Annotated in this window: 15 protein-coding genes; 9 read left to right on the plus strand and 6 right to left on the minus strand. The window is 72.7% G+C overall.

Translation table 11 applies throughout. The features are described from left to right. Positions 1–268: 268 nt before the first annotated feature. Together DSY14_RS19180 and DSY14_RS19185 are read left to right on the plus strand one after the other, a co-directional pair. Positions 269–1,087 (plus strand): 3-hydroxybutyrate dehydrogenase, encoded by an 819-nt coding sequence (locus DSY14_RS19180; RefSeq protein ID WP_211717973.1) that lies wholly within the window; start codon positions 269–271, stop codon positions 1,085–1,087. After that, positions 1,072–3,069: a GAF domain-containing protein gene (locus DSY14_RS19185; protein ID WP_211717974.1), complete on the plus strand. Its 1,998-nt coding sequence runs from the start codon at positions 1,072–1,074 to the stop codon at positions 3,067–3,069. The genes DSY14_RS19180 and DSY14_RS19185 overlap by 16 nt, the downstream gene beginning before the upstream one ends. Positions 3,070–3,397: 328 nt before the next feature. Here the strand turns inward: DSY14_RS19185 and DSY14_RS19190 are convergent, their stop codons facing one another. Next, on the minus strand, positions 3,398–5,140 hold the full coding sequence (locus DSY14_RS19190; RefSeq protein ID WP_211717975.1) for a PASTA domain-containing protein: 1,743 nt from the start codon (positions 5,138–5,140) through the stop codon (positions 3,398–3,400). A gap of 115 nt (positions 5,141–5,255) precedes the next feature. Here DSY14_RS19190 and DSY14_RS19195 point away from each other — a divergent pair, with 115 nt between their 5' ends. Beyond that, complete coding sequence (locus tag DSY14_RS19195) at positions 5,256–6,245, plus strand: ADP-ribosylglycohydrolase family protein (RefSeq protein ID WP_307851275.1); 990 nt, start codon at positions 5,256–5,258, stop codon at positions 6,243–6,245. Positions 6,246–6,401: 156 nt separating this feature from the next. Then, positions 6,402–6,923, plus strand: coding sequence for a YbaK/EbsC family protein (locus DSY14_RS19200; protein ID WP_211717976.1), 522 nt, complete (start codon positions 6,402–6,404; stop codon positions 6,921–6,923). A gap of 395 nt (positions 6,924–7,318) precedes the next feature. On the opposite strand, the gene DSY14_RS19205 is transcribed toward DSY14_RS19200, so the two are convergent. Continuing rightward, positions 7,319–7,918 (minus strand): bifunctional 2-polyprenyl-6-hydroxyphenol methylase/3-demethylubiquinol 3-O-methyltransferase UbiG, encoded by a 600-nt coding sequence (locus tag DSY14_RS19205; protein ID WP_249188133.1) that lies wholly within the window; start codon positions 7,916–7,918, stop codon positions 7,319–7,321. 185 nt (positions 7,919–8,103) lie between these two features. Here DSY14_RS19205 and paaZ point away from each other — a divergent pair, with 185 nt between their 5' ends. The 3 genes from paaZ to DSY14_RS19220 all read left to right on the plus strand — a co-directional run bounded on the left by paaZ (position 8,104) and on the right by DSY14_RS19220 (position 11,675). Then, positions 8,104–10,137, plus strand: coding sequence for a phenylacetic acid degradation bifunctional protein PaaZ (gene paaZ, locus DSY14_RS19210; protein ID WP_211717977.1), 2,034 nt, complete (start codon positions 8,104–8,106; stop codon positions 10,135–10,137). A gap of 138 nt (positions 10,138–10,275) precedes the next feature. Then, the gene (locus tag DSY14_RS19215; RefSeq protein WP_211717978.1) at positions 10,276–11,112 is read left to right on the plus strand and encodes an alpha/beta fold hydrolase; all 837 of its coding nucleotides are present in this window, start codon (positions 10,276–10,278) and stop codon (positions 11,110–11,112) included. A 98-nt stretch (positions 11,113–11,210) separates the two neighbouring features. Beyond that, positions 11,211–11,675 carry an SRPBCC family protein gene (locus DSY14_RS19220; protein WP_211717979.1) on the plus strand — a complete coding sequence of 155 codons (465 nt, stop codon included), beginning with the start codon at positions 11,211–11,213 and terminating at the stop codon, positions 11,673–11,675. Between the two features lie 254 nt (positions 11,676–11,929). On the opposite strand, the gene DSY14_RS19225 is transcribed toward DSY14_RS19220, so the two are convergent. Genes DSY14_RS19225 through pdhA form a run of 3 tightly spaced genes read right to left on the minus strand, consistent with a single transcriptional unit; the run spans position 11,930 to position 15,461 of the window. Beyond that, entirely contained in the window at positions 11,930–13,390 is a 1,461-nt protein-coding gene (locus tag DSY14_RS19225; protein ID WP_211717980.1) for a dihydrolipoamide acetyltransferase family protein, read from the minus strand. Beyond that, positions 13,387–14,373: an alpha-ketoacid dehydrogenase subunit beta gene (locus tag DSY14_RS19230; protein WP_211717981.1), complete on the minus strand. Its 987-nt coding sequence runs from the start codon at positions 14,371–14,373 to the stop codon at positions 13,387–13,389. Before DSY14_RS19230 ends, DSY14_RS19225 begins: the two co-directional genes overlap by 4 nt. A gap of 2 nt (positions 14,374–14,375) precedes the next feature. Then, the gene (pdhA, locus tag DSY14_RS19235; protein ID WP_211717982.1) at positions 14,376–15,461 is read right to left on the minus strand and encodes a pyruvate dehydrogenase (acetyl-transferring) E1 component subunit alpha; all 1,086 of its coding nucleotides are present in this window, start codon (positions 15,459–15,461) and stop codon (positions 14,376–14,378) included. 384 nt (positions 15,462–15,845) lie between these two features. Here pdhA and DSY14_RS19240 point away from each other — a divergent pair, with 384 nt between their 5' ends. Then, the gene (locus tag DSY14_RS19240) at positions 15,846–16,343 is read left to right on the plus strand and encodes a phosphoribosyltransferase (RefSeq protein WP_211717983.1); all 498 of its coding nucleotides are present in this window, start codon (positions 15,846–15,848) and stop codon (positions 16,341–16,343) included. Positions 16,344–16,664: 321 nt separating this feature from the next. Next, positions 16,665–17,129, plus strand: a complete 465-nt coding sequence (locus DSY14_RS19245) for a hypothetical protein (protein WP_211717984.1) — start codon at positions 16,665–16,667, stop codon at positions 17,127–17,129. 145 nt (positions 17,130–17,274) lie between these two features. Here DSY14_RS19245 and DSY14_RS19250 read toward each other — a convergent pair. Further along, on the minus strand, positions 17,275–18,813 hold a 1,539-nt coding region (locus DSY14_RS19250; protein WP_249188134.1), incomplete at its 5' end, for a helix-turn-helix transcriptional regulator.

Below are 18,813 nucleotides of genomic sequence, written 5' to 3' on the forward strand. Positions count from 1 at the left end.
GAGGGCGGAGGTGCGGGGGCCTGGGGGTGCATGACGCTGCTCCGAGGGGTTCGATCGGCGAGCGGGAGGGTTCGGCCGAACCGTGCCGCTCAGCCTAGGGAGGGTGGTGACCCCCGCACCATGTGCTCGTGACCCCGGTCACCTATCCTGGCAGCGTGGGAACCCCACAGGAGGGCCGACGCCCATGGTCGATCACCACATGTTCCATCCCGAGGGTGTGTCCGTCGCGGCCATCCCCCGCGCACCCGCCCCGGCCTAGTTTGCTGACATGACGACGCACGAGATCCTGTCGCAGCCGGCGGCACGCACCCCCGGCCCCGAGGTTTCCCCCCACACCGCCCAGGTCGACCTCACCGGCAGGACGGCACTGGTGACCGGCGCGGCCGGTGGCATCGGTCTGGCCTGCGCCCGCCGCCTGTCGGCGGCCGGGGCCACCGTCCGCCTGGTCGACGTCGACGGTGCGGCGCTCGCCGCGCTCGCCGAGGAGGGCGTGGGCGAGGCCGTCGAACTGGACCTGACCGACCTCGACGCCGCGGAGGAGGCCGCACGCGGCGCGGACATCGTGGTCAACAACGCCGGGGTGCAGACGGTCGCCCCGGTACAGGACTTCCCGCCGGAGCGCTTCTCGCTGATCCTGCGCCTCATGGTCGAAGCGCCGTTCCGTGTCGTGCGGGGGGCGTTGCCGCACATGTACGCGCGCGGCTGGGGGCGGTTCGTCAACATCTCCTCCGTGCACGGTCTGCGCGCCTCGCCCTACAAGTCGGCCTACGTGTCCGCCAAGCACGGGCTGGAGGGGCTCTCCAAGGTGGTCGCTCTGGAGGGCGCGGGCCAGGGGGTGACCTCCAACTGCGTCAACCCCGGTTACGTGCGCACCGCGCTGGTGGAGAAGCAGATCGCCGAGCAGGCCGCGGCGCACGGCATGCCCGAGGAACGCGTGGTCTCGGAGGTCCTGTTGGCGCGGACCCCCGTCAAGCGGCTCATCGAACCCGAGGAGGTGGCCGAACTGGTCGTCTACTTGTGCAGTGACGACGCCTCGTTCATCAACGGAGCGTCCCTCCCCGTCGACGGAGCTTGGAGCGCGAGCTGAACACCACCCCGGAATCCCCGCGTGGGGACGGCGCCCCGGACGCCGGTCAGCAGGCGTTCTTCCTGGAACTGCTGCTGCGCGACGCACCGGCCGTGGAGTACGAGCGGCCGGTGCTCCGCGCGCGTTCGGGCGGTGCGGACGCGGCGACGGTCGCGGCGCTGGAGGATGCCAAGTTCGCGGCGTTGCGGGTCCGATCGGTGCTGCGGAACCGGCAACGGCGCGAGTCGGAGTTGAGCGCGCTGTTCGAGACCGCCAACGACCTGGCCGGGATGCGCAGCCTGGACCAGGTCCTGCAGGCGATCGTGGAACGGGCCCGGCACCTGCTCGGCACGGACGCGTCCTACCTGACGCTGAGCGACGCGGAGGCGGGGGACACCTACATGCGGGTGACCTCGGGTTCGGTGTCGGCGGTCTTCCAACAGTTGCGGCTGGCTCCGGGCCGGGGGCTGGGCGGTCTGGTGGCCACGACCGGGATGCCGTACGTGACCGCGAACTACTTCGCCGACCCCCGGTTCGAGCACGCGGAGAACATCGACCACGCGGTGCGTGAAGAGGGTCTGGTGGCGATCCTGGGTGTGCCGTTGAAGATGAACGGGCGCGGGGTGGGCGTGCTGTTCGCCGCGAACCGTCGGGAGCGGCCCTTCGCGCACTCGGAGGTGGCGTTGTTGTCGTCGTTGGCCACCCACGCGGCGATCGCTATCGACAACGCGAACCTGATCGACGACACACGGCGGGCCCTGGACGAGCTGCACACGGTCAACGAGCGGTTGCAACGGCACACGGCCTCGGTGGAGCGCTCGGCGGCGGCGCACGACCGGTTCACCGACCTGGTGCTGGACGGTGGCGGGGTGCGAGAGGTCGCGGCCGCGGTCGCGGAGGTCCTGGGCGGTGCGGTGCGGATCCACGACCGCACGTCGGAGGTGTCGGTGACGGCCTCGCCCTCGGGGGAGGTGGGCGAACCGGCTCCGGGCGGCGATCCGCTGACGGAGGGGGACGACGAGCTCGCCGAGGCGGTGCTCTCCTCCCTGTCCAGTGGCCGGGCGGTGGCGGTGGAGGACACGTGGGTGGCGGCCGCGGCGGCCGGTGGCGAACCCCTGGGGAGCCTGGTCCTGCGCGGTGTGGAGCTGGACGGCACGGACCAGCGGGTGCTGGAGCGCGCCGCCATGGTGACGGCGCTGCTGTTGCTCATCCGCCGTTCGGTGAGCGAGACCGAGCACCGGGTCCGCGGCGACCTGTTGGACGAGTTGTTGGAGGTGCCGGCACGCGACCCGGTGTCGTTGCGTCAGCGGGCGGCGTTGTTGCACGCCGATCTGGACGCCCCGCACGTGCTGGTGGTGGCCGAGGCGGCGGGGGCGGATCCGCAGCGGTTGCGGTCGGCGGCCACGTTCGTGGCCGAGACGACCGGTGGCCTGGCGGCGAACCGGGGCGGCCGACTGGTGTTGGCGCTGCCGGGAACGGACCCGTCGGAGGTGGGCGCACGGGTGAGCGCCGAGCTGGCCTCGGCCGCCAACGGCCCGGTGACCACGGGGTCGGCCGGGCCCACCGAGGGCCTCGGGGGTTTCCGGGAGGCGTTCGCCGAGGCGGTCCGGTGCCTCCAGACCCTGCGGGCTCTGGGCCGGGAGGGTGACGCCGCGACCGTCGAGGACCTGGGGTTCTCGGGGCTGTTGCTGAGCCAGAACCGGGACGTGTCCGGTTTCGTCTCCGTGGCGATCGGTCCGCTGCTGGAGTACGACGAACGGCGGGGGACGCTGCTGGTGGAGACCCTGCGCGCCTACTTCGCGGCCGGGGGGAACCTGTCCCGCGCCAAGGACGACCTGCACATCCACGTGAACACGGTGGGGCAGCGTCTGGAGCGCATCGGGCAGTTGATCGGGGCGGACTGGCAGCGCCCCGACCGCGCGCTGGAGCTGCAACTGGCCCTGCACCTGCACGGTCTGCTCGACCAGGGCGTGGATCTGCTGGGCGATCAGGGCGGCGGCTGACGAGAGCGGCGGGCCGTGGGCGGACGTGATCCGGTCCGTCTCGGGGCGTGCCCCGTGGCCGCGTGAGGGCCCCACCCCCGGAGGTCGCGCGTTCCCTCCCGTGGGCCGGCTTCCGGCTTCGGTTCCGGCGCGTGCGGCCGCAGGGCCCACGCGCCCGTGCTCGGGAGGCCCCGGGGCCTTGGCGCCGGGACCGATCGCACACGTGGCGCGCGACCACCGGGCCGACCTCCCGCCCTGACGGGCCTTTCCGTCCGGCGTCGCCGCCGGCGCGCGTGCGCCGGACGGGGCACGCGGCCCGGCAGGCGCACACGGGCCGACCGTCCGTGCCTCAGCAGGCCCCCTGGTCGGACCAGGCGCTCCACTCGGCGGCGATGCCGGGCGGGAGGCCCTGGATCCACCAGCGGGCCTCGTACTCGCGCCCCTCGAAGTGGACGCGGTCGCCGGCGTCGTAGGTCGTCCGCGGGTCCCAGGCATCACCGGAGCACGACACGGTCTCCTCGACCTCATCCTCGCCCTCGTCGTCCCGCGGGTCGGGGTCGACCTCCTCGGCCTCTTCGATCTCCTCCGGACCGAGGGACACCGTGAGGGTGACGCCGCCGTCCTCGGGCAGGATCGTGCCGGGTTCGGGGTCCTGTCCGCCGATCTGTCCCTCGGGGACGCTGTCGCTGTGCGCCTCCACCACGGTGGCGGTCAGTCCCAGCCCCTCCAGGGCGGTGGTCGCCTCGTCCCTGCCCATGCCGGTGAGTGTGGGCACGAGGACGCCTTCACTGACGTGGAGCGTGACCTCCTCCTCCCGATCGCCGTCCTCGCCGACCTCCGGGGTGGTGGACAGGACGGTCCCGGGATCGTGGTCCGCGGAGTACTCCTGGACCACCGTGACCCGGGTGAAGCCGGCCTCCCTCAGGAGGGTGCGGGCCTCCGACTCGGGCTCACCCTCGACATCGGGGATCGTGACGTGGCGCGGACCGATGGACAGGGACAACAGGATGGTGTCGCCCTCGCGCAGTTCCGTCCCGGCGGCCGGGTCGGTCTCGGCCACGCCGCCCGGCTCGACGTCGTCGCTGTAGGCGTCGTCGAAGGAGGAACCGAGCCCCAACTCCAGTGCGGCGAGCTCCGTTTCGGCCCGCTCCTGGGAGTACCCGGTGAGATCGGGCAGTGCGACGGCGTCGTCGCGCACCAGTACCCATCCCGTGACGAGGAGGGCCAAGGCCAGGACACCCGCGGTCGCGACGATCGGGGTTCGGCGCCACAGGGGTGTGGGACGCGGCGCGGCGGGCGCTTCCGCCGCCCCGACCACGGGGATCGGGAGGGTGTCGGGGCCGGTGTCGCCGTCCGGTCCCGGGAGGGAGCGCAGGACCTGTTCGACCATGCCGAGGTACTGTCCGGCGTCACGGGGCCTCTGGCGCGGGTCGTTGTGCGTGGCCGTCTCGACGAGCGTGTCCAGCTCGGGCGGGAGATCGGGGACCAGGGCGGAGGGGCGCGGCACCGTGTCCCCGTCGATCCGGAGCGCGCCCGTCACCAGGGCGTGGAGGAGGGAGCCGACGGCGTGGACGTCGGTGCGCGGGGTGATCCCGTCCACGTCGATCATCCGGAAGCCGGTCACGGTCGCCCGACCGTCCTCGCCCAGGACGACGCCGCGCGGGCCCAGCCCCCCGTGGACGACCCCTTGGTCGTGGGCCTCGTTGAGCGCGGTGAGCACGTCGATGACGACCGCCAGCGCGGCGTGCGGGCTGTAGCGGAGCCCCCGTTCTCCCCCTTCGAGCCGGGCCGCGATGTTCTCGCCCGGAACATGCTCGGAGACCATGGCCACGTGGTCGCCGTCGCGACCCTGGCGGAGGACCCGGTTCAGGCCGGGGGTGTCGAGTCCGGCGAGGTCGCGCGCGCGGTCGAGGAACGCCTGCGCGTGCGCGGGCTCGGCGGCGACCCGGGGGTCGAGGAGGGTCACCGTGACGGGCCGATCGGTGTCGGTGTCGTGCGCGGAGAAGACGGACACCGTTCCGTCTCCGCGCAGGCGTTCACCGACGTGCACGTGCCCGTGCAGCACGAGGCCGCTGTGGGGGTCGGGGGTCATGGGTCGGATTGTACGGGCCCGAATCCCCGCGTAACTTCCTCTATCAGGACGGATGCGGACGTTCGGCGAACGCTAGGCTGAGCCCACCGACCCTTCCCGCCCCCTGCGAGGCACCGTGATCTCCTCCGACGTGACCGACCGCGCCACCGGAACCCTGTTGGGAGCCGCGTGCGGCGACGCTCTCGGGGTCCCCTACGAGTTCGCCCCACGCCTGGCCTCGGACCGGGCACCGGAGATGATCGGTGGCGGCCTGGGTCCCTACGCGCCGGGGGAGTACTCCGACGACACACAGATGGCGGTGTGCGTCGCCGCGGCGCTCCGGGACCATGACGATCCCCGTTCCCCCGAGGCCCTGGAGCAGACCGCGCGGGCCTTCCTGACCTGGCTCCGCGAGGGCGCCTCCGACGTGGGCGTGCAGACCTCCCGGCTGTTGAGGTCCACCGAACGTGTCGTCACCGAGGGCGGTGACGACGCCGCCGTGGTCATGACCGACCACGCCGACCGGATGTACGGGGCGGGGGAGCGGTGCGCCGGCAACGGGTCGCTGATGCGCACCGCGCCCTTGGCGCTGGCCCACCTGGACGACCCCGGGGGCCTGGCCGAGAGCGCCGCCCGGTACAGCCATCTCACGCACGGGGATCCGTTGGCCGCCCAGGCGTGTGTGCTGTGGTGCGAGGCGGTGCGGCGCGCGATCGTGCACGGTGACCACGGCGGTCCGCGCGCCGGACTGGACCTGCTGCCTGCGGCGGCCCGCGACGACTGGGCGGGGTGGCTGGACGAGGCGGAGCGCGAGCCGCCGGCCGCCTTCGCGCCGAACGGGTTCGTGGTGCGGGCCCTCCAGGCGGCCTGGTCGGCGATCGTCCACACCCCCGTGGCCGCCACCGACCCCGACCGTTTCACCTCTCCCGTCGCCGCAGCGGTGCACGCGGGCGACGACACCGACACCGTGGCCGCCATCGCCGGGGCCCTGGTCGGTGCCAAGTGGGGACGTTCGGCCATCCCCGCCGCGTATCTGGACGTGGTGCACGGATGGCCCGGCCACCGTGCGGAGGGGCTCGGCGCGCTCGCGGAGGCGATCCTGCGCCGGCACCACGTCCACGCCTGACCGCCCCCGGCCGCGACACGTGAGCGACACGGCGCGACCCCCGGGAGATGTCCATCCTCCGAACCCGGGGTCACGCGGGTCGGGTACGGCCCGTTCCACTCCCGACCGTGCGGCATCATGGTGCCGCACGGTGCGGAACGCGAGTGGGGAGCGGCCATGACGGAGCGGATCAGGTGGGTGCCCGCGCTGGACCACCCTGAACTGATGGCGGACCCGGTACGTGCCGCGGTGGCCAGGTTCGACGGGTCGGTTCGGGCCGCGGCGATCGATCCGGAGGTGGCCGACACGGCGGCCTTCTGTGAGCGCTACGGGCAGGACCTGGCCGCCAGCGCCAACTGTGTGGTGCTGGCGGCCAAGAGGGGCGGCGAGGTGGTGTACGCGGCGTGCATGGTCGCGGCCACGCAACGCGCCGACGTCAACGGCGTCCTCCGCCGCCACCTGGGAGCGCGCAAGGCGTCCTTCGCCCCGATGGACGAGGCGACCGGCATGACCGGGATGGAGTACGGGGGCATCACGCCCTTCGGCCTGCCGCAGGGGTGGCCGATCCTGGTGGACAAGACCGTCCACGACACCCCGTGGGTGGTGGTGGGCAGTGGGCTGCGCGCGTCCAAGCTGCGGGTCCCGGGCCCGCTGTTGGCGGAGCTGCCGGGTGCCGAGGTGTTGTCCCTGACGAAGTAGCGTCCCGGGGTCGATGTGTCGACACATCGCCCTGTGGTCACGGCGCGGCCCGGGTCGGTTCCGACCCGGGCCGCGGGTGTACGCGGCGTCCGTCCCCGGAGTCCGCGGGATGGCCCGGGAGTCGCGGGCGGGTTCCTCACGAGCGGGCGCGTGCGGTGCGCTCGCCCACCCGGGGGCAGGCCCTCGGCGGCGGGGGACCCGGGAGCGCGGGGGAGGGCCGGAGGCACCGATCGTTCGGGGGACCGACCGGCACACGACGAGGCCGACCCGGCGCCCCGTCGACCCGGCTCCTTGTCGACATGACGACCTGGCGACAGGGCGACCTGGCGACAGGGCGACCTGGCGACAGGGACACCCGCCGCCCCGCGATCAGCGCGCGTGCCCGGGGGTGAGGATCACCGGGCGGTGCGGCGGAAGCGGTACCACTGCGGAGAGGTGCGGTTCATCGGCCACCCCAGACCTTCGGTGGTCGCCTCCTCCACGTCGGTGAGCTCCCACGCGGGGAACGCGGACTCCACCTCCACCCGGGAGACGCCCTCGACGAGCCGTCGATAGATCGAGGGGCCGAAGGCGAGCATCACCAGTGTGGCCTCCGGTGCGGCGAGCGCGGTCACGCCCCTGCCCTGGGCCGCTCTCTGTGCGGTGTCCAACCCCTGGAAACACCCGATGTCGAGGAACAGGTCGAAGGTCCCCAGTCCGGCCGACTCCAGGTCGGTCGCGTCCCCGACGACGTAGGTGACGCCCTCGGGCGCACTGCCGCGCGCGGCGTCGATGGCCTGCGGCACCAGGTCGACACCGACGGCCTCCCAGCCGTGTCGGGCGAGTTCGGGGGTGAACATTCCGCGGCCGCAGCCGATGTCCAACGCCCGCCGCGGGCCGTTGCCACGCTCGCGCGCCTCGCGTTCGAGCCGAGGACGGAGTTGTGCGCCGGCGGCGGGACCATAGCGTTCCCAGGGGGTGAGGCCGAGACGGTACATCCGGGCGTAGTCGGTCATGGCCACACGATAGAGACCCCTCCGCCGGGCGATCGAGCACCCTGGACACCCGTGTCCCCCCTTTGCGGAGGCGGGCCCGGAAAGCACTGGTGAGGCCGGGTTCGCGGGGTGTGCGCCTATTTACTGACCGATCGGTCTGTAATACTGTTCGCACCAGACCCACCCGCCGACGAGAGGACCGTCAGGTGTCCCAAGTACTGGAGAGCTACGCCCAGGGGTCGTGGTTCACCCCCACCGACGAGGGCACGCCCCTGGCCGACGCGAACACCGGGGAGACCGTCGCCCGGATCTCTCGGAACGGTCCCGACGTCGCCGGGATGATCGACCACGCGCGCTCCGTCGGCGGCCCCGCCCTGCGCGCGCTCACCTTCCACCAGCGCGCCAACCTCCTCAAGGAGGTCGCCAAGCACCTGATGGGGCACAAGGACGAGTTCTACGCCCTCTCGCACCGGACCGGCGCGACCGCTCGCGACACGATGGTCGACGTCGACGGCGGCTTCGGCACCCTCTTCGGCTTCTCCAGCAAGGGTCGCCGCGAACTCCCCAACTCCACGGTGATCCTGGACGGTCCCCTCGAACGGCTGAGCAAGGGCGGCACCTTCGTCGCCCAGCACGTCTACACCTCCCGCCCCGGCGTGGCCGTGCAGATCAACGCCTTCAACTTCCCCGTCTGGGGCATGTTGGAGAAGCTCGCCCCGGCCTTCCTCGCGGGTCTGCCGAGCATCGTCAAGCCGGCCGGCCAGACCGCGTACCTGACGGTCGCCGTGGTGCGGCGGATCATCGAGTCCGGGCTGCTGCCCGAGGGCTCCCTCCAACTGCTGGTGGGCAGCCACCGGGGCCTGTTGGATCAGCTGGGCCCCCAGGACATCGTCGGTTTCACCGGTTCGGCGGCCACCGGCGCGATCCTGCGCAACCACCCGAACGTGGTGAGCGGCGGTGTCCAGCTGAACGTGGAGGCCGACTCCCTCAACTGCTCGATCCTCGGTCCGGACGTGACGGTCGAGGACCCCGAGTTCGACCTGTTCGTGAAGCAGGTCGTCACCGAGATGACCGTCAAGGCGGGTCAGAAGTGCACCGCCATCCGGCGCGTGATCGTGCCCTCCTCGATGGCCGAGGCGGTCACCGAGGCCCTCGTCGCCCGCCTGTCCCGGGTGACGGTGGGCGCGGCCGACCACCCCGACGTCCGTATGGGCGCCCTGGTCTCCCTGGACCAGCGTGAGGAGGTCCGCAAGGCGGTCAAGGCCCTGCGCACCTCCAGCGCGCTGGTGTTCGGCGACCCCGAGCGGGTCGAGGTGACCGGCGCCGACGACGGGTCAGGCGCGTTCATGTCGCCGATCCTGCTGCGCGCCGAGCCCGGGGCCCGGGAACCGCACGAGGTCGAGGCCTTCGGCCCGGTCAGCACGATCATCACCTACGACACCGTGGCCGAGGCCGTGGAGACGGCCGCGCTCGGCAAGGGCAGCCTGGTCGGATCCCTGGTCACCCACGACGAGGTCGTGGCCCGCGAGGTCGTCCTGGGCGTGGCCCCCTGGCACGGCCGCCTCCTGGTGCTCGACCGGGACGACGCCGCGGAGTCCACCGGCCACGGTTCACCGTTGCCCGTGCTGGTGCACGGTGGTCCCGGACGCGCCGGCGGCGGCGAGGAGATGGGTGGTGTGCGCGGCGTCAAACACCACATGCAGCGCACGGCGATCCAGGGCTCGCCGGACATGATCACGGCCGTCACCGGGCACTGGACCACGGGATCGCGCCGGGCCGTCGGCGACGAGCACCCGTTCCGCAAGGACCTGTCGCGACTGCGGGTCGGGGACACCATCGCCTCGGCGGAGCGCACCGTGACCCGCGCCGACATCGACCACTTCGCCGAGTTCACCGGTGACACGTTCTACGCGCACACCGACGAGGAGGCCGCCGCCGCCAACCCGCTGTTCGGGGGGATCGTGGCGCACGGCTACCTCGTGGTGTCGTTGGCCGCCGGCCTGTTCGTGGACCCGGCCCCGGGGCCGGTACTGGCCAACTTCGGCGTCGACCACCTGCGCTTCCTCACACCGGTGAAGGAGGACGCGGTCATCAAGGTGACGCTGACCGCGAAGCAGATCACCCCGCGCACCAACGCCGACTACGGCGAGGTGCGCTGGGACGCGATCGTCACCGACCAGGACGGGGAGGCCGTCGCCACCTACGACGTACTCACCCTGGTCGCCAAGGGCGACGCGTAGACACCGCGCGCGGGCGCGCCGACCGACCGTCGACGCGCCCGCGCGACACGCCGTCGCCCGCCGCGCGGGGTCGTGCTCCGGCCAAGGCCACGGTGGGATGCTGTGACGACCGTCGTTCCCGAACGCTTTGGGGGAAGCATGGGACGCATCACCGTCGGCACGGAGAACAGTGACCGGATCGAGCTGCACTACGACGACCAGGGGAGCGGCCGACCGGTCGTCCTCATCCACGGGTACCCGCTCGACGGCCGCTCCTGGGAGCGGCAGACCGCCGCGCTGCTGGAGTCCGGCCACCGCGTGATCACCTACGACCGGAGGGGATTCGGACAGTCCTCGCACCCCTCCACCGGCTACGACTACGACACCTTCGCGGCCGACCTGAACACCCTGTTGGAGGCCCTGGACCTGCGGGACGCGGCACTGGTCGGGTTCTCGATGGGCACCGGGGAGGTCGCCCGCTACCTCAGCACCTACGGGTCCGACCGGATCGCCAAGGCCGTGTTCTTGGGCTCGCTGGAGCCGTATCTGCTCCAGACCGACGACAACCCGGACGGGGCGGCACCGCTCTCCTTCTTCAAGGACATCGTGTCCCAGGTCGAGAGCGACCGGTACGCGTACTTCACCGAGTTCCTGAAGAACTTCTACAACCTGGACGAGAACCTGGGCGAGCGGATCAGTGAGGAGGCCGTCCGCAACAGCTGGACGACCGCGGCCGGTTCGGGCGCTGTGGCCTCCGCCGTCTGCCCCCTGACCTGGCCCACGGACTTCCGCTCCGACATCCCGCGCATCGACGTGCCCACGCTCATCGTGCACGGCACGGCCGATCGCATCCTCCCGGTGGACGCGACGGGCCGCAGGTTCTCCGCGCTGTTGCCCTCCGCGGAGTACGTGGAGATCGAGGGCGCCCCGCACGGCCTGCTGTGGACCCATGGGGACCGCCTCAACGAGATCCTGGTGCGTTTCCTGAGCGCGTAGTCGGCGTCGGCGCGGTCGTCCGCGCGACGGGCCGGGTCGGGACCCTCGTGTCCGGGCCCGGCCCCTGCCATGCTGGTGGCCGGCGAAAGGGGAGAGCCATGCCCGAGCGGGACCGGCGGATCCGACCGAGGCGGACCACGACACTGCGGGTGACCGAGGACTTCGACGCCCCGGTGGAGCGCGTGTTCGCGCTGATCCTCAGCCAGGAGGGTTTCCTGGACGCCATGCCCCCGGGCGTGGAGGTGCTGTCCTGGCCCGCCCCCTTCGAGGCGGGCGGGGTCATGGACCTGCGTTGGGGCGTGGCCGGTCGGTACCCGGTGCGGTGGACCGCCGTCATCGACGCCTACGAGGAGGGACGCTCCTTCAGCGACCTCCAGGTACGCGGACCGTTCCGGTACTGGCGGCACACCCACGTCGTCGAGGCGCGCGGTGAGGGCACCCGGCACACCGACGTGGTGGAGATCAGCACCGGGCTGGGACCGGTGGGCGACCTGGCCGCCGCCACGGCGATCCGCGGCGCGTTCGGCCCCCGCCTGCGCCGGATGCACGCCGCGCTGGCCTAGGGTCCGGGTGCCGCACCACCGGGGGTGCTCTTGTACACGAAGGCCTGGGCCGTGCTCTCGATGAACACGGTGCGGTTCCGGGGGCGGCCTCGTGAGGGACGCGCCCTCCCGTCGTGGGCGGAGAGAGTTCCCGGCTCCTCGGGTGTCCGGAAACGGGACGGGGGCACCGGCGGAGACCTCACGAGGACACGGAACGGGGAAGCGCCCCGGTGGGTGCCGACTCCCGTCCGAGGCGCTCCGTCCGTGCACCCGGCCTACAGGCGGGCGATGGCCTTGGCCGGGTTCTCCATGGCGTCGGCGACCACGCGCATGAAGCCCGCGGCCGCACCGCCGTCGCACACCCGGTGGTCGAAGGCGAAGGACAGCTGGGTGATCTTGCGGACCGTCAGCTCTCCGTCGACGACCCACGGGCGGTCGATGATCCGGCCGAGGCCGAGGATCGCCACCTGGGGGTGGTTGATGATCGCGGCGCTCCCGTCGACGCGCAGCGCACCGTAGTTGTTCAGGGTGAACGTGCCGCCCGTGAGTCGGGCGGGCTCGACCCTGCCCTCGCGGGCCAGCCGCGTGAGCTCCCTGATCTCGGTGTCCAGCTCGGCGGTGGTGAGCCGGTGCGCGCCCATCACGGCGGGCGCGACCAGACCGCGGTCGGTCTGGACGGCCAAGCCGAGGTTGACCCCGTCGTACTGGACGAGTTCCTCGCGCTCGGTGTCCACGAGCCCGTTCAGCTCGGGATGGGCGCGTAGTCCGGCCAGGACGAACCGGGCCACGTAGGCGAGCAGCCCCGGACCCTCGGGATCCGACCCGCGCAGTTCGACCAACGCGGTGGCGTCGACGTCCACCCACACGGTCGCCTCGGGGATCTCCCGGCGACTTCGGGAGAGCGAGGCGGCCACGGTCCTGCGGAAGGCGCCCATCGGGGCCCGTCGGGACTCGACGAGTCCGGTGCGGGTGTCGAGGGCTCCCGGCTCGACCGGTGCCGGGGTCGTACCCGGCACCTCCCGTGGTGGGGCGGCGACGGGCGTCGTCCGGGTGGGGACCGCGACCGGGGCGGACGGGGCCGGAGCGGTGGTGGCACCGGCCGCCTCGATCGCGGAGCGTACGTCGCGCCGGGTGACGAGCCCTCCGGGGCCGCTGCCCGGGATCTCGGACACGCGCAGGCCGGCCTCCCGGGCCATCTGGCGGACCAGGGGAGAGGTGACCAGCGGGACCCGGCGCGACGGGGCCGGCGGCCGGGCACCACGCGCCGACGGGTGGGAGCGGGGGCGGCGGCGCCGTCCGGTGGCCTGGGACTCGGGGGTCCCGTAGCCGATGAGAACGTTGCCCGAACCCGTGCCGGCGCGCTCCTCCTCGCGGTAGCGCTCGCCCGCGGTGTCGACGCGGGGCTCGGCCACCGGGGCCGCGGCCACCGGGGCCGTGGCCACCGGGGCCGTGGCGACCGGGGCCGTGGGGGCGGGAGGCGCCGGGGACGGGTCCGTCCCGGACTCCACGGTGATGAGCGGGCGACCGACCGCCATCACCTCGCCCTCGCCCCCGTGCAGGACCGCGACGGTCCCGGCGAAGGGGGAGGGGACCTCGACGATCGACTTGGCCGTCTCCACCTCGGCGATCGGCTGGTCGAGGGTGATGGTGTCGCCGACGGCGACCAGCCACCGGACCACCTCGGCCTCGGTCAGTCCCTCCCCGAGATCGGGCAGGTCGAAGATCTGGGCGGTCACTGGTCCTCCCACTGCAGGTCGTCGACGGCGTCGAGGATGCGGTCCACACCGGGCAGCTGGAAGCGCTCCAGCTTGGGCGGGGGGAAGGGGATGTCGAAGCCGGTGACCCGACGGACCGGGGCGGCCAGGGAGTGGAAGCAGCGCTCGGTGACCCGGGCGACGATCTCGGAGGCGACACTGGCGTAGCCGCTCGCCTCGGCGACCACGACGGCGCGGCCGGTGGAGCGCACGGCGGCGCACACCGTCTCGTCGTCGAAGGGCACGGGGGAACGCACGTCCACGACCTGGAGGCTGCGCCCCTCCTGGGCGGCGGCCTCGGCGGCCTCCAACGCGGTGGGCACCGAGGGGCCGTAGGCGATGAGGGTGGCGTCGGTGCCCTCCCTGCGGACGACGGCCTTGCCCAGGGCCGGGGCGGGCCGGTCGACGTCCACCTCGTCCTTGGCCCAGTAGAGCTTCTTGGGCTCCATGAACACGACCGGGTCGGGTGAGGCGATGGCCTCGCGCAGCAGGAAGTAGGCGTCCTCGGGGGTGGCCGGGGTGACGACCTTCAGCCCCGGGGTGTGGGCGTAGTAGGCCTCGGAGGAGTCGCAGTGGTGCTCGACACCACCGATACCGCCGGCGAAGGGGACCCGGATGACCATGGGCAGGCCGACCCGGCCACGGGTGCGGTTGCGGGTCTTGGCCACGTGGCTGGCGATCTGCTCGAAGGCCGGGTAGGCGAAGGCGTCGAACTGCATCTCGACCACCGGGCGCATACCGTTCATCGCCATGCCCACGGCCATACCGACGATGCCGGACTCGGCCAGCGGGGTGTCGAAGCAGCGGTCCTCACCGAACTCGGCGGTCAGACCGTCGGTGATACGGAAGACACCACCGAGCGGGCCGACGTCCTCACCGAACACGTACACGGAGGGATCCTCGGCGAGGGAGTCGCGCAGCGCCCGGTTGAGCGCCTGCGCCATGGAGAGCTTCTCGGTCGCCATCGTCAGTTGCCCTCTCGGCTCAGTTCGTCGGCCAGGAAGGCGGCCTGCTCGGTCAGCTGCGGGGTGGGGTCGGCGAACACGTGCGCGAACAGCTCGGCGGGTTCGGGGTCCACGTCCTTCGCGACGCCCTCGCGCATGTGGGCGGCGACCGCTTCGGCGGCCTCGGTGATCTCGGACCGGCGGGCCTTGGTGAGCACGCGCTTGCGCTTGAGGTACTTCTCCAGACGCAGCAGCGGGTCGCGCTCCACCCACGGGTCGACCTCGCCGCTGTCGCGGTAGCGGGTGTCGTCGTCGGCGTTGGTGTGCGCCTGCATCCGGTAGGTGTGGGCCTCGACCAGTCGGGGGCCCGCACCGGAGCGGGCGGCCTCGACGGCCTGCTCCAGGACGGCCAGGACCGCGGCGGGGTCGTTGCCGTCCACGCGTTCACCGTCGACCCCGTAGCCCACGCCCTTGTGGGCGAGGGAGGGGGCGGCGCTCTGCCGCGCCAGGGGCACGGAGATGGCGTACTCGTTGTTCTGCACGAAGAACACGACCGGGGCCTTGAACACCGCGGCGAAGTTGAGCGCCTCGTGGAAGTCGCCCTCACTGGTGGCGCCGTCGCCGCACAACGCCATGACCACGGTGTCCTCACCGCGCAGGCGGGCCGCGTGGGCGACGCCCACGGCGTGCAGCAACTGGGTGGCGAGTGGGGTCGCCTGGGGCGCGACGTTGTGGGCGTAGGGGTCGTAACCCGAGTGCCAGTCGCCCTTGAGGAGGGTGAGGACCTCGACCGGGTCGACGCCGCGCGCGATGACGGCGGCGGTGTCACGGTAGGTCGGGAAGAGCCAGTCACCGTCGGCGAGCGCGAGCGCGGCACCGGTCTGGCAGGCCTCCTGTCCATGGGAGGAGGGGTAGACGGCGAGGCGGCCCTGACGGACGAGCGCGCCCGCCTGGTCGTTGACCCTGCGGCCGATCACCAGGGAGGTGTACACCTCCAACAGACGTCGGTGGTCGGGCATCGGGAGTCCGGAGCCGTCGACCCGGCTCCCCTGCTCGTCGAGCAGCCGGAGGGGCTCCTCGGAGGGGAGTAGGCCCTGGTGTCCACCCATGCTGCAACCTCCTGGTGCACAAAAGATCTGTATGCAGACATGGTGCTGTTTCCGGCCATCTGTTCGCCACAAACCGGACAGAATCAAGAAGATGTCGCGAGAACGGGCGCGATGATGATCAAAACGTCCAGCCATGTGACCCAGGACACCGTTCCGCATGGACATGTGGCCCAGGACTCCAAGTCACGTGACCCTCGCCGCACCCCCGAGGCGGCCACCCCGGCCCCACCACGGTTCACCTCCGGGCCGACGCCCGCCAGACCCACCGCGCCGACGGCCCGACACCGGGGCGTCGTTAGCATGGATCGGTGCGGAGAGCGGCCTGACCTGCGGGGCATTCCGCACGCACCGAACACCGCAAGGGCTACCAGGGAGAACCAGACCGTGAGCGACGAGCGCGAGAACCTGACCTACGAGCTCTTCGGCACCGCGATGCGGGAGATGGCCCAGGCGATCGCCGACGACGGCTTCGAGCCGGACATCATCCTGTCGATCGCCCGGGGCGGCCTGTTCGTCGCCGGCGGCCTGGGCTACGCCCTGGACGTCAAGAACCTGCACGTGATGAACGTGGAGTTCTACACCGGGGTCGGCACGACCCTCGACATGCCCGTCATGCTCCCCCCGGTCCCCAACGTGGTCGACCTGAGCAACAAGAAGGTGCTGGTCGCCGACGACGTCGCCGACACCGGCAAGACCCTCAAGCTCGTGCACGACTTCTGTGCCGCGCACGTCGCCGAGGTCCGCAGCGCGGTCGTCTACGAGAAGCCGCAGTCGCTCATCAAGTGCGAGTACGTGTGGAAGCACACCGACCGTTGGATCAACTTCCCGTGGTCGGTCCTGCCCCCGGTGGTCGAGCGCGAAGACCAGGTCCGCGACGCCTGACGTCGGTGCCTCCGGCCGCCGCGGGCACGGCGGCCGGAAGCGCCCCACGGCCCACCGGGGCGACGCACGCGCCGACGTGGTGTTTCACGTGAAACACCGAATCCCGTCGGCGCGGCACGGTGACCGCACGTCACCGCGCACGTCCCCCTCTTCCATGCCCCGCCGGCGCCCCGTTCCGGGCACCTCCCGCACCCCTTCCCGGACCCAACTCTTGGCAAGGAATCGACGCGGTCGGCGTCCGTTCTCCTCAGGGCGGGCAGGGGCCGGACGGGTCCGGGACACACCCGACCCCAGGGACCACCGCAGGGGAAGGGAACGGACATGAAGGCCATCACGACACTCGCCCATGTGTCCTCCGCGCTCGGCCGAGGGCTGCTCGCCGGGGCGGTGGGCACCGCCGCGATGACGGTCTCCAGCACCCTGGAGGCTCGACTGCGCCGGCGCGGCGCGAGTTCCGCACCGGCCCACGCCGCGGGCGAGGTCCTACGGGTGCGACCGGTCGACGATCCGGCCGGCGGGCGCTTCGCCACCGCCGTGCACTGGGGGTACGGAACGGGGTGGGGCGGCGCCCGGGGACTGGTGGGCGCCCTCGGCCTGAGCGGCCCCGCCGCGACCCTCGTCCACCTCGGTCTGGTGTGGGGGAGTGCGCAGGTCATGCTTCCGGCCACGGACACGGCCCCGCCCCTGTGGCACTGGTCGCCGACGGAGATCGGGCTGGACCTGCTGCACCACGGCGTCTACGCCGCGGTGACCGGCTCCGTGTACGAACTGCTCGACGGCGCCTGAGAACCCGCGGCCCGGCACTCGCCCGGCGGCCGCACCAGGTGCGGGACGGGCGTGCCCCCGGAGGCGCCGAAGGTTCCCGCCGTGCCGTGGGGCGCCCGAACACCGGCCGAAGCGCAGCGGGGCACAAGCCCCGAGCAGGCAGGACCTAAGTGCCGACCAGCCGGGAGAGTTCCACGCGGGAGCGGATCCCCAGCTTGCTGTAGATGTTGCGCAGGTGGTGATCGACCGTGCGAATGCTCAGGTGCAGGCGCGCGGCCACCTCGCGGTTGGTCGCCCCGCCCGCCACGTGCTGGGCGATGCGCGACTGCTGTGGACTGAGCCGGTCGTGCCCACCCGGTTCCCGCGCCGCGACACTGCCACGGGCGGCCCGGAGTTCCTCCGACGCCCTCCGGGCCCAGGGCAGGGCACCGAGGCGCTCGAAGGCCTCCAGGGCGACGTACAGGTGCTCCCTCGCCCGACCGGGATGCCGCGAGCGCCGCAGATGCCCCCCGTAGAGCAGGCGGGTGCGGGCCTCCTCCAGGTCGCAGTAGCCGGAGGCGTGCAGTTCCAGGGCCCGGGCGAAGTGGCCGTCGGCCTCCTCACCCTCGGACAACAGCGCCCGACAGCGCAGCACGAGGGCCCGCGCGGTGTCGTTACCGGTGGCCTCGGCCCACCCCGCGAAGGTCTCCACCGCCGGTAGCACGCGGACGTCCACCCCGCCGAGCACGGACGCCTCCACCAGGTGCGGTGTGATGAGCAGGCGCACCGCCGCGTGTCCGCTTCCGGGGCCGGACCGGGCCAACACCCGCAACCTCATGGCGGCCTCCGCCGTGCGTTCGGCGCCCAGGTCGAGTTGGGCCAGGGCCCAGGCGGCCAGTCCCGCGGGCAGTCCGACGTCGTGCTCACGGGCCAGGGACAACGCCGTCCCGGCGTGCGCGCGGCACGTCTCCTCCTCTCCGCGCACCGCCGCCACCAGGGCCAGCGCGGCACGGTGGTGGCTGGCGCAGTTCCACTGCCCGGTCTCGACGGCCCGACGCAGCCCCTCGGTCGCGCTCTCCTCCGCCAGGACCAGGCGACCGAACCACAGCTCGGCGTACGTGAGGAACTCCAGGGCCTGGGGGACCAGGGCGAGCGCGCCCGTGCGGCGGGCCACCGCGGCCGCCCGGCCCGCGAGCGCACGGGTGCCGACGTGATCGCCCCGGAGCAGCCCGGCGATCCCGCCCATGACGAGGGAGCGGGGATCGTCCGCGGCGACGGCCGCTTCCTGGGCCCGTCCCAGGGCGACCATCCCCTCGCGGTGACGGCCCTGGAAGAGCGCGGCCTTGCCGGTCATGTAGTCGAGGATCAGGCGGTGTCGTGGCGGATCGGTCTCCTCGTCCACCCCCAGCGCACGCGCGCGCTCGGCGGTCGCGAAGAAGCGTTCGTGGTCCCCGGACAGGCATCCGGCCTCGCCCGCCTGGTACAGCAGTTCGAGGGCGGTGCCGGGGTCGAGGTCGGCCAACCGGTCCGCGGTTCCGTCCAGGCGTTGGCACGCGTCGAGCGCCACGCCGGAGCGCAGGTCCATCTCGGCACGCAGGATTTCGGCGTGGTCGGAGAGGGGAACGGCGTGCTCCAGCACCCGACGGGCGCGCCCCTCGTCACCGGCCAGCCAGGTCGCCCGTGCCGCGTCCGCCGAGCGGCGGGATCGGGTGGCGGGGTCGGGGGT

Origin of the sequence: Nocardiopsis sp. MG754419 (genome assembly GCF_018207095.1) — a bacterium.
Taxonomy (GTDB): domain Bacteria; phylum Actinomycetota; class Actinomycetes; order Streptosporangiales; family Streptosporangiaceae; genus Nocardiopsis.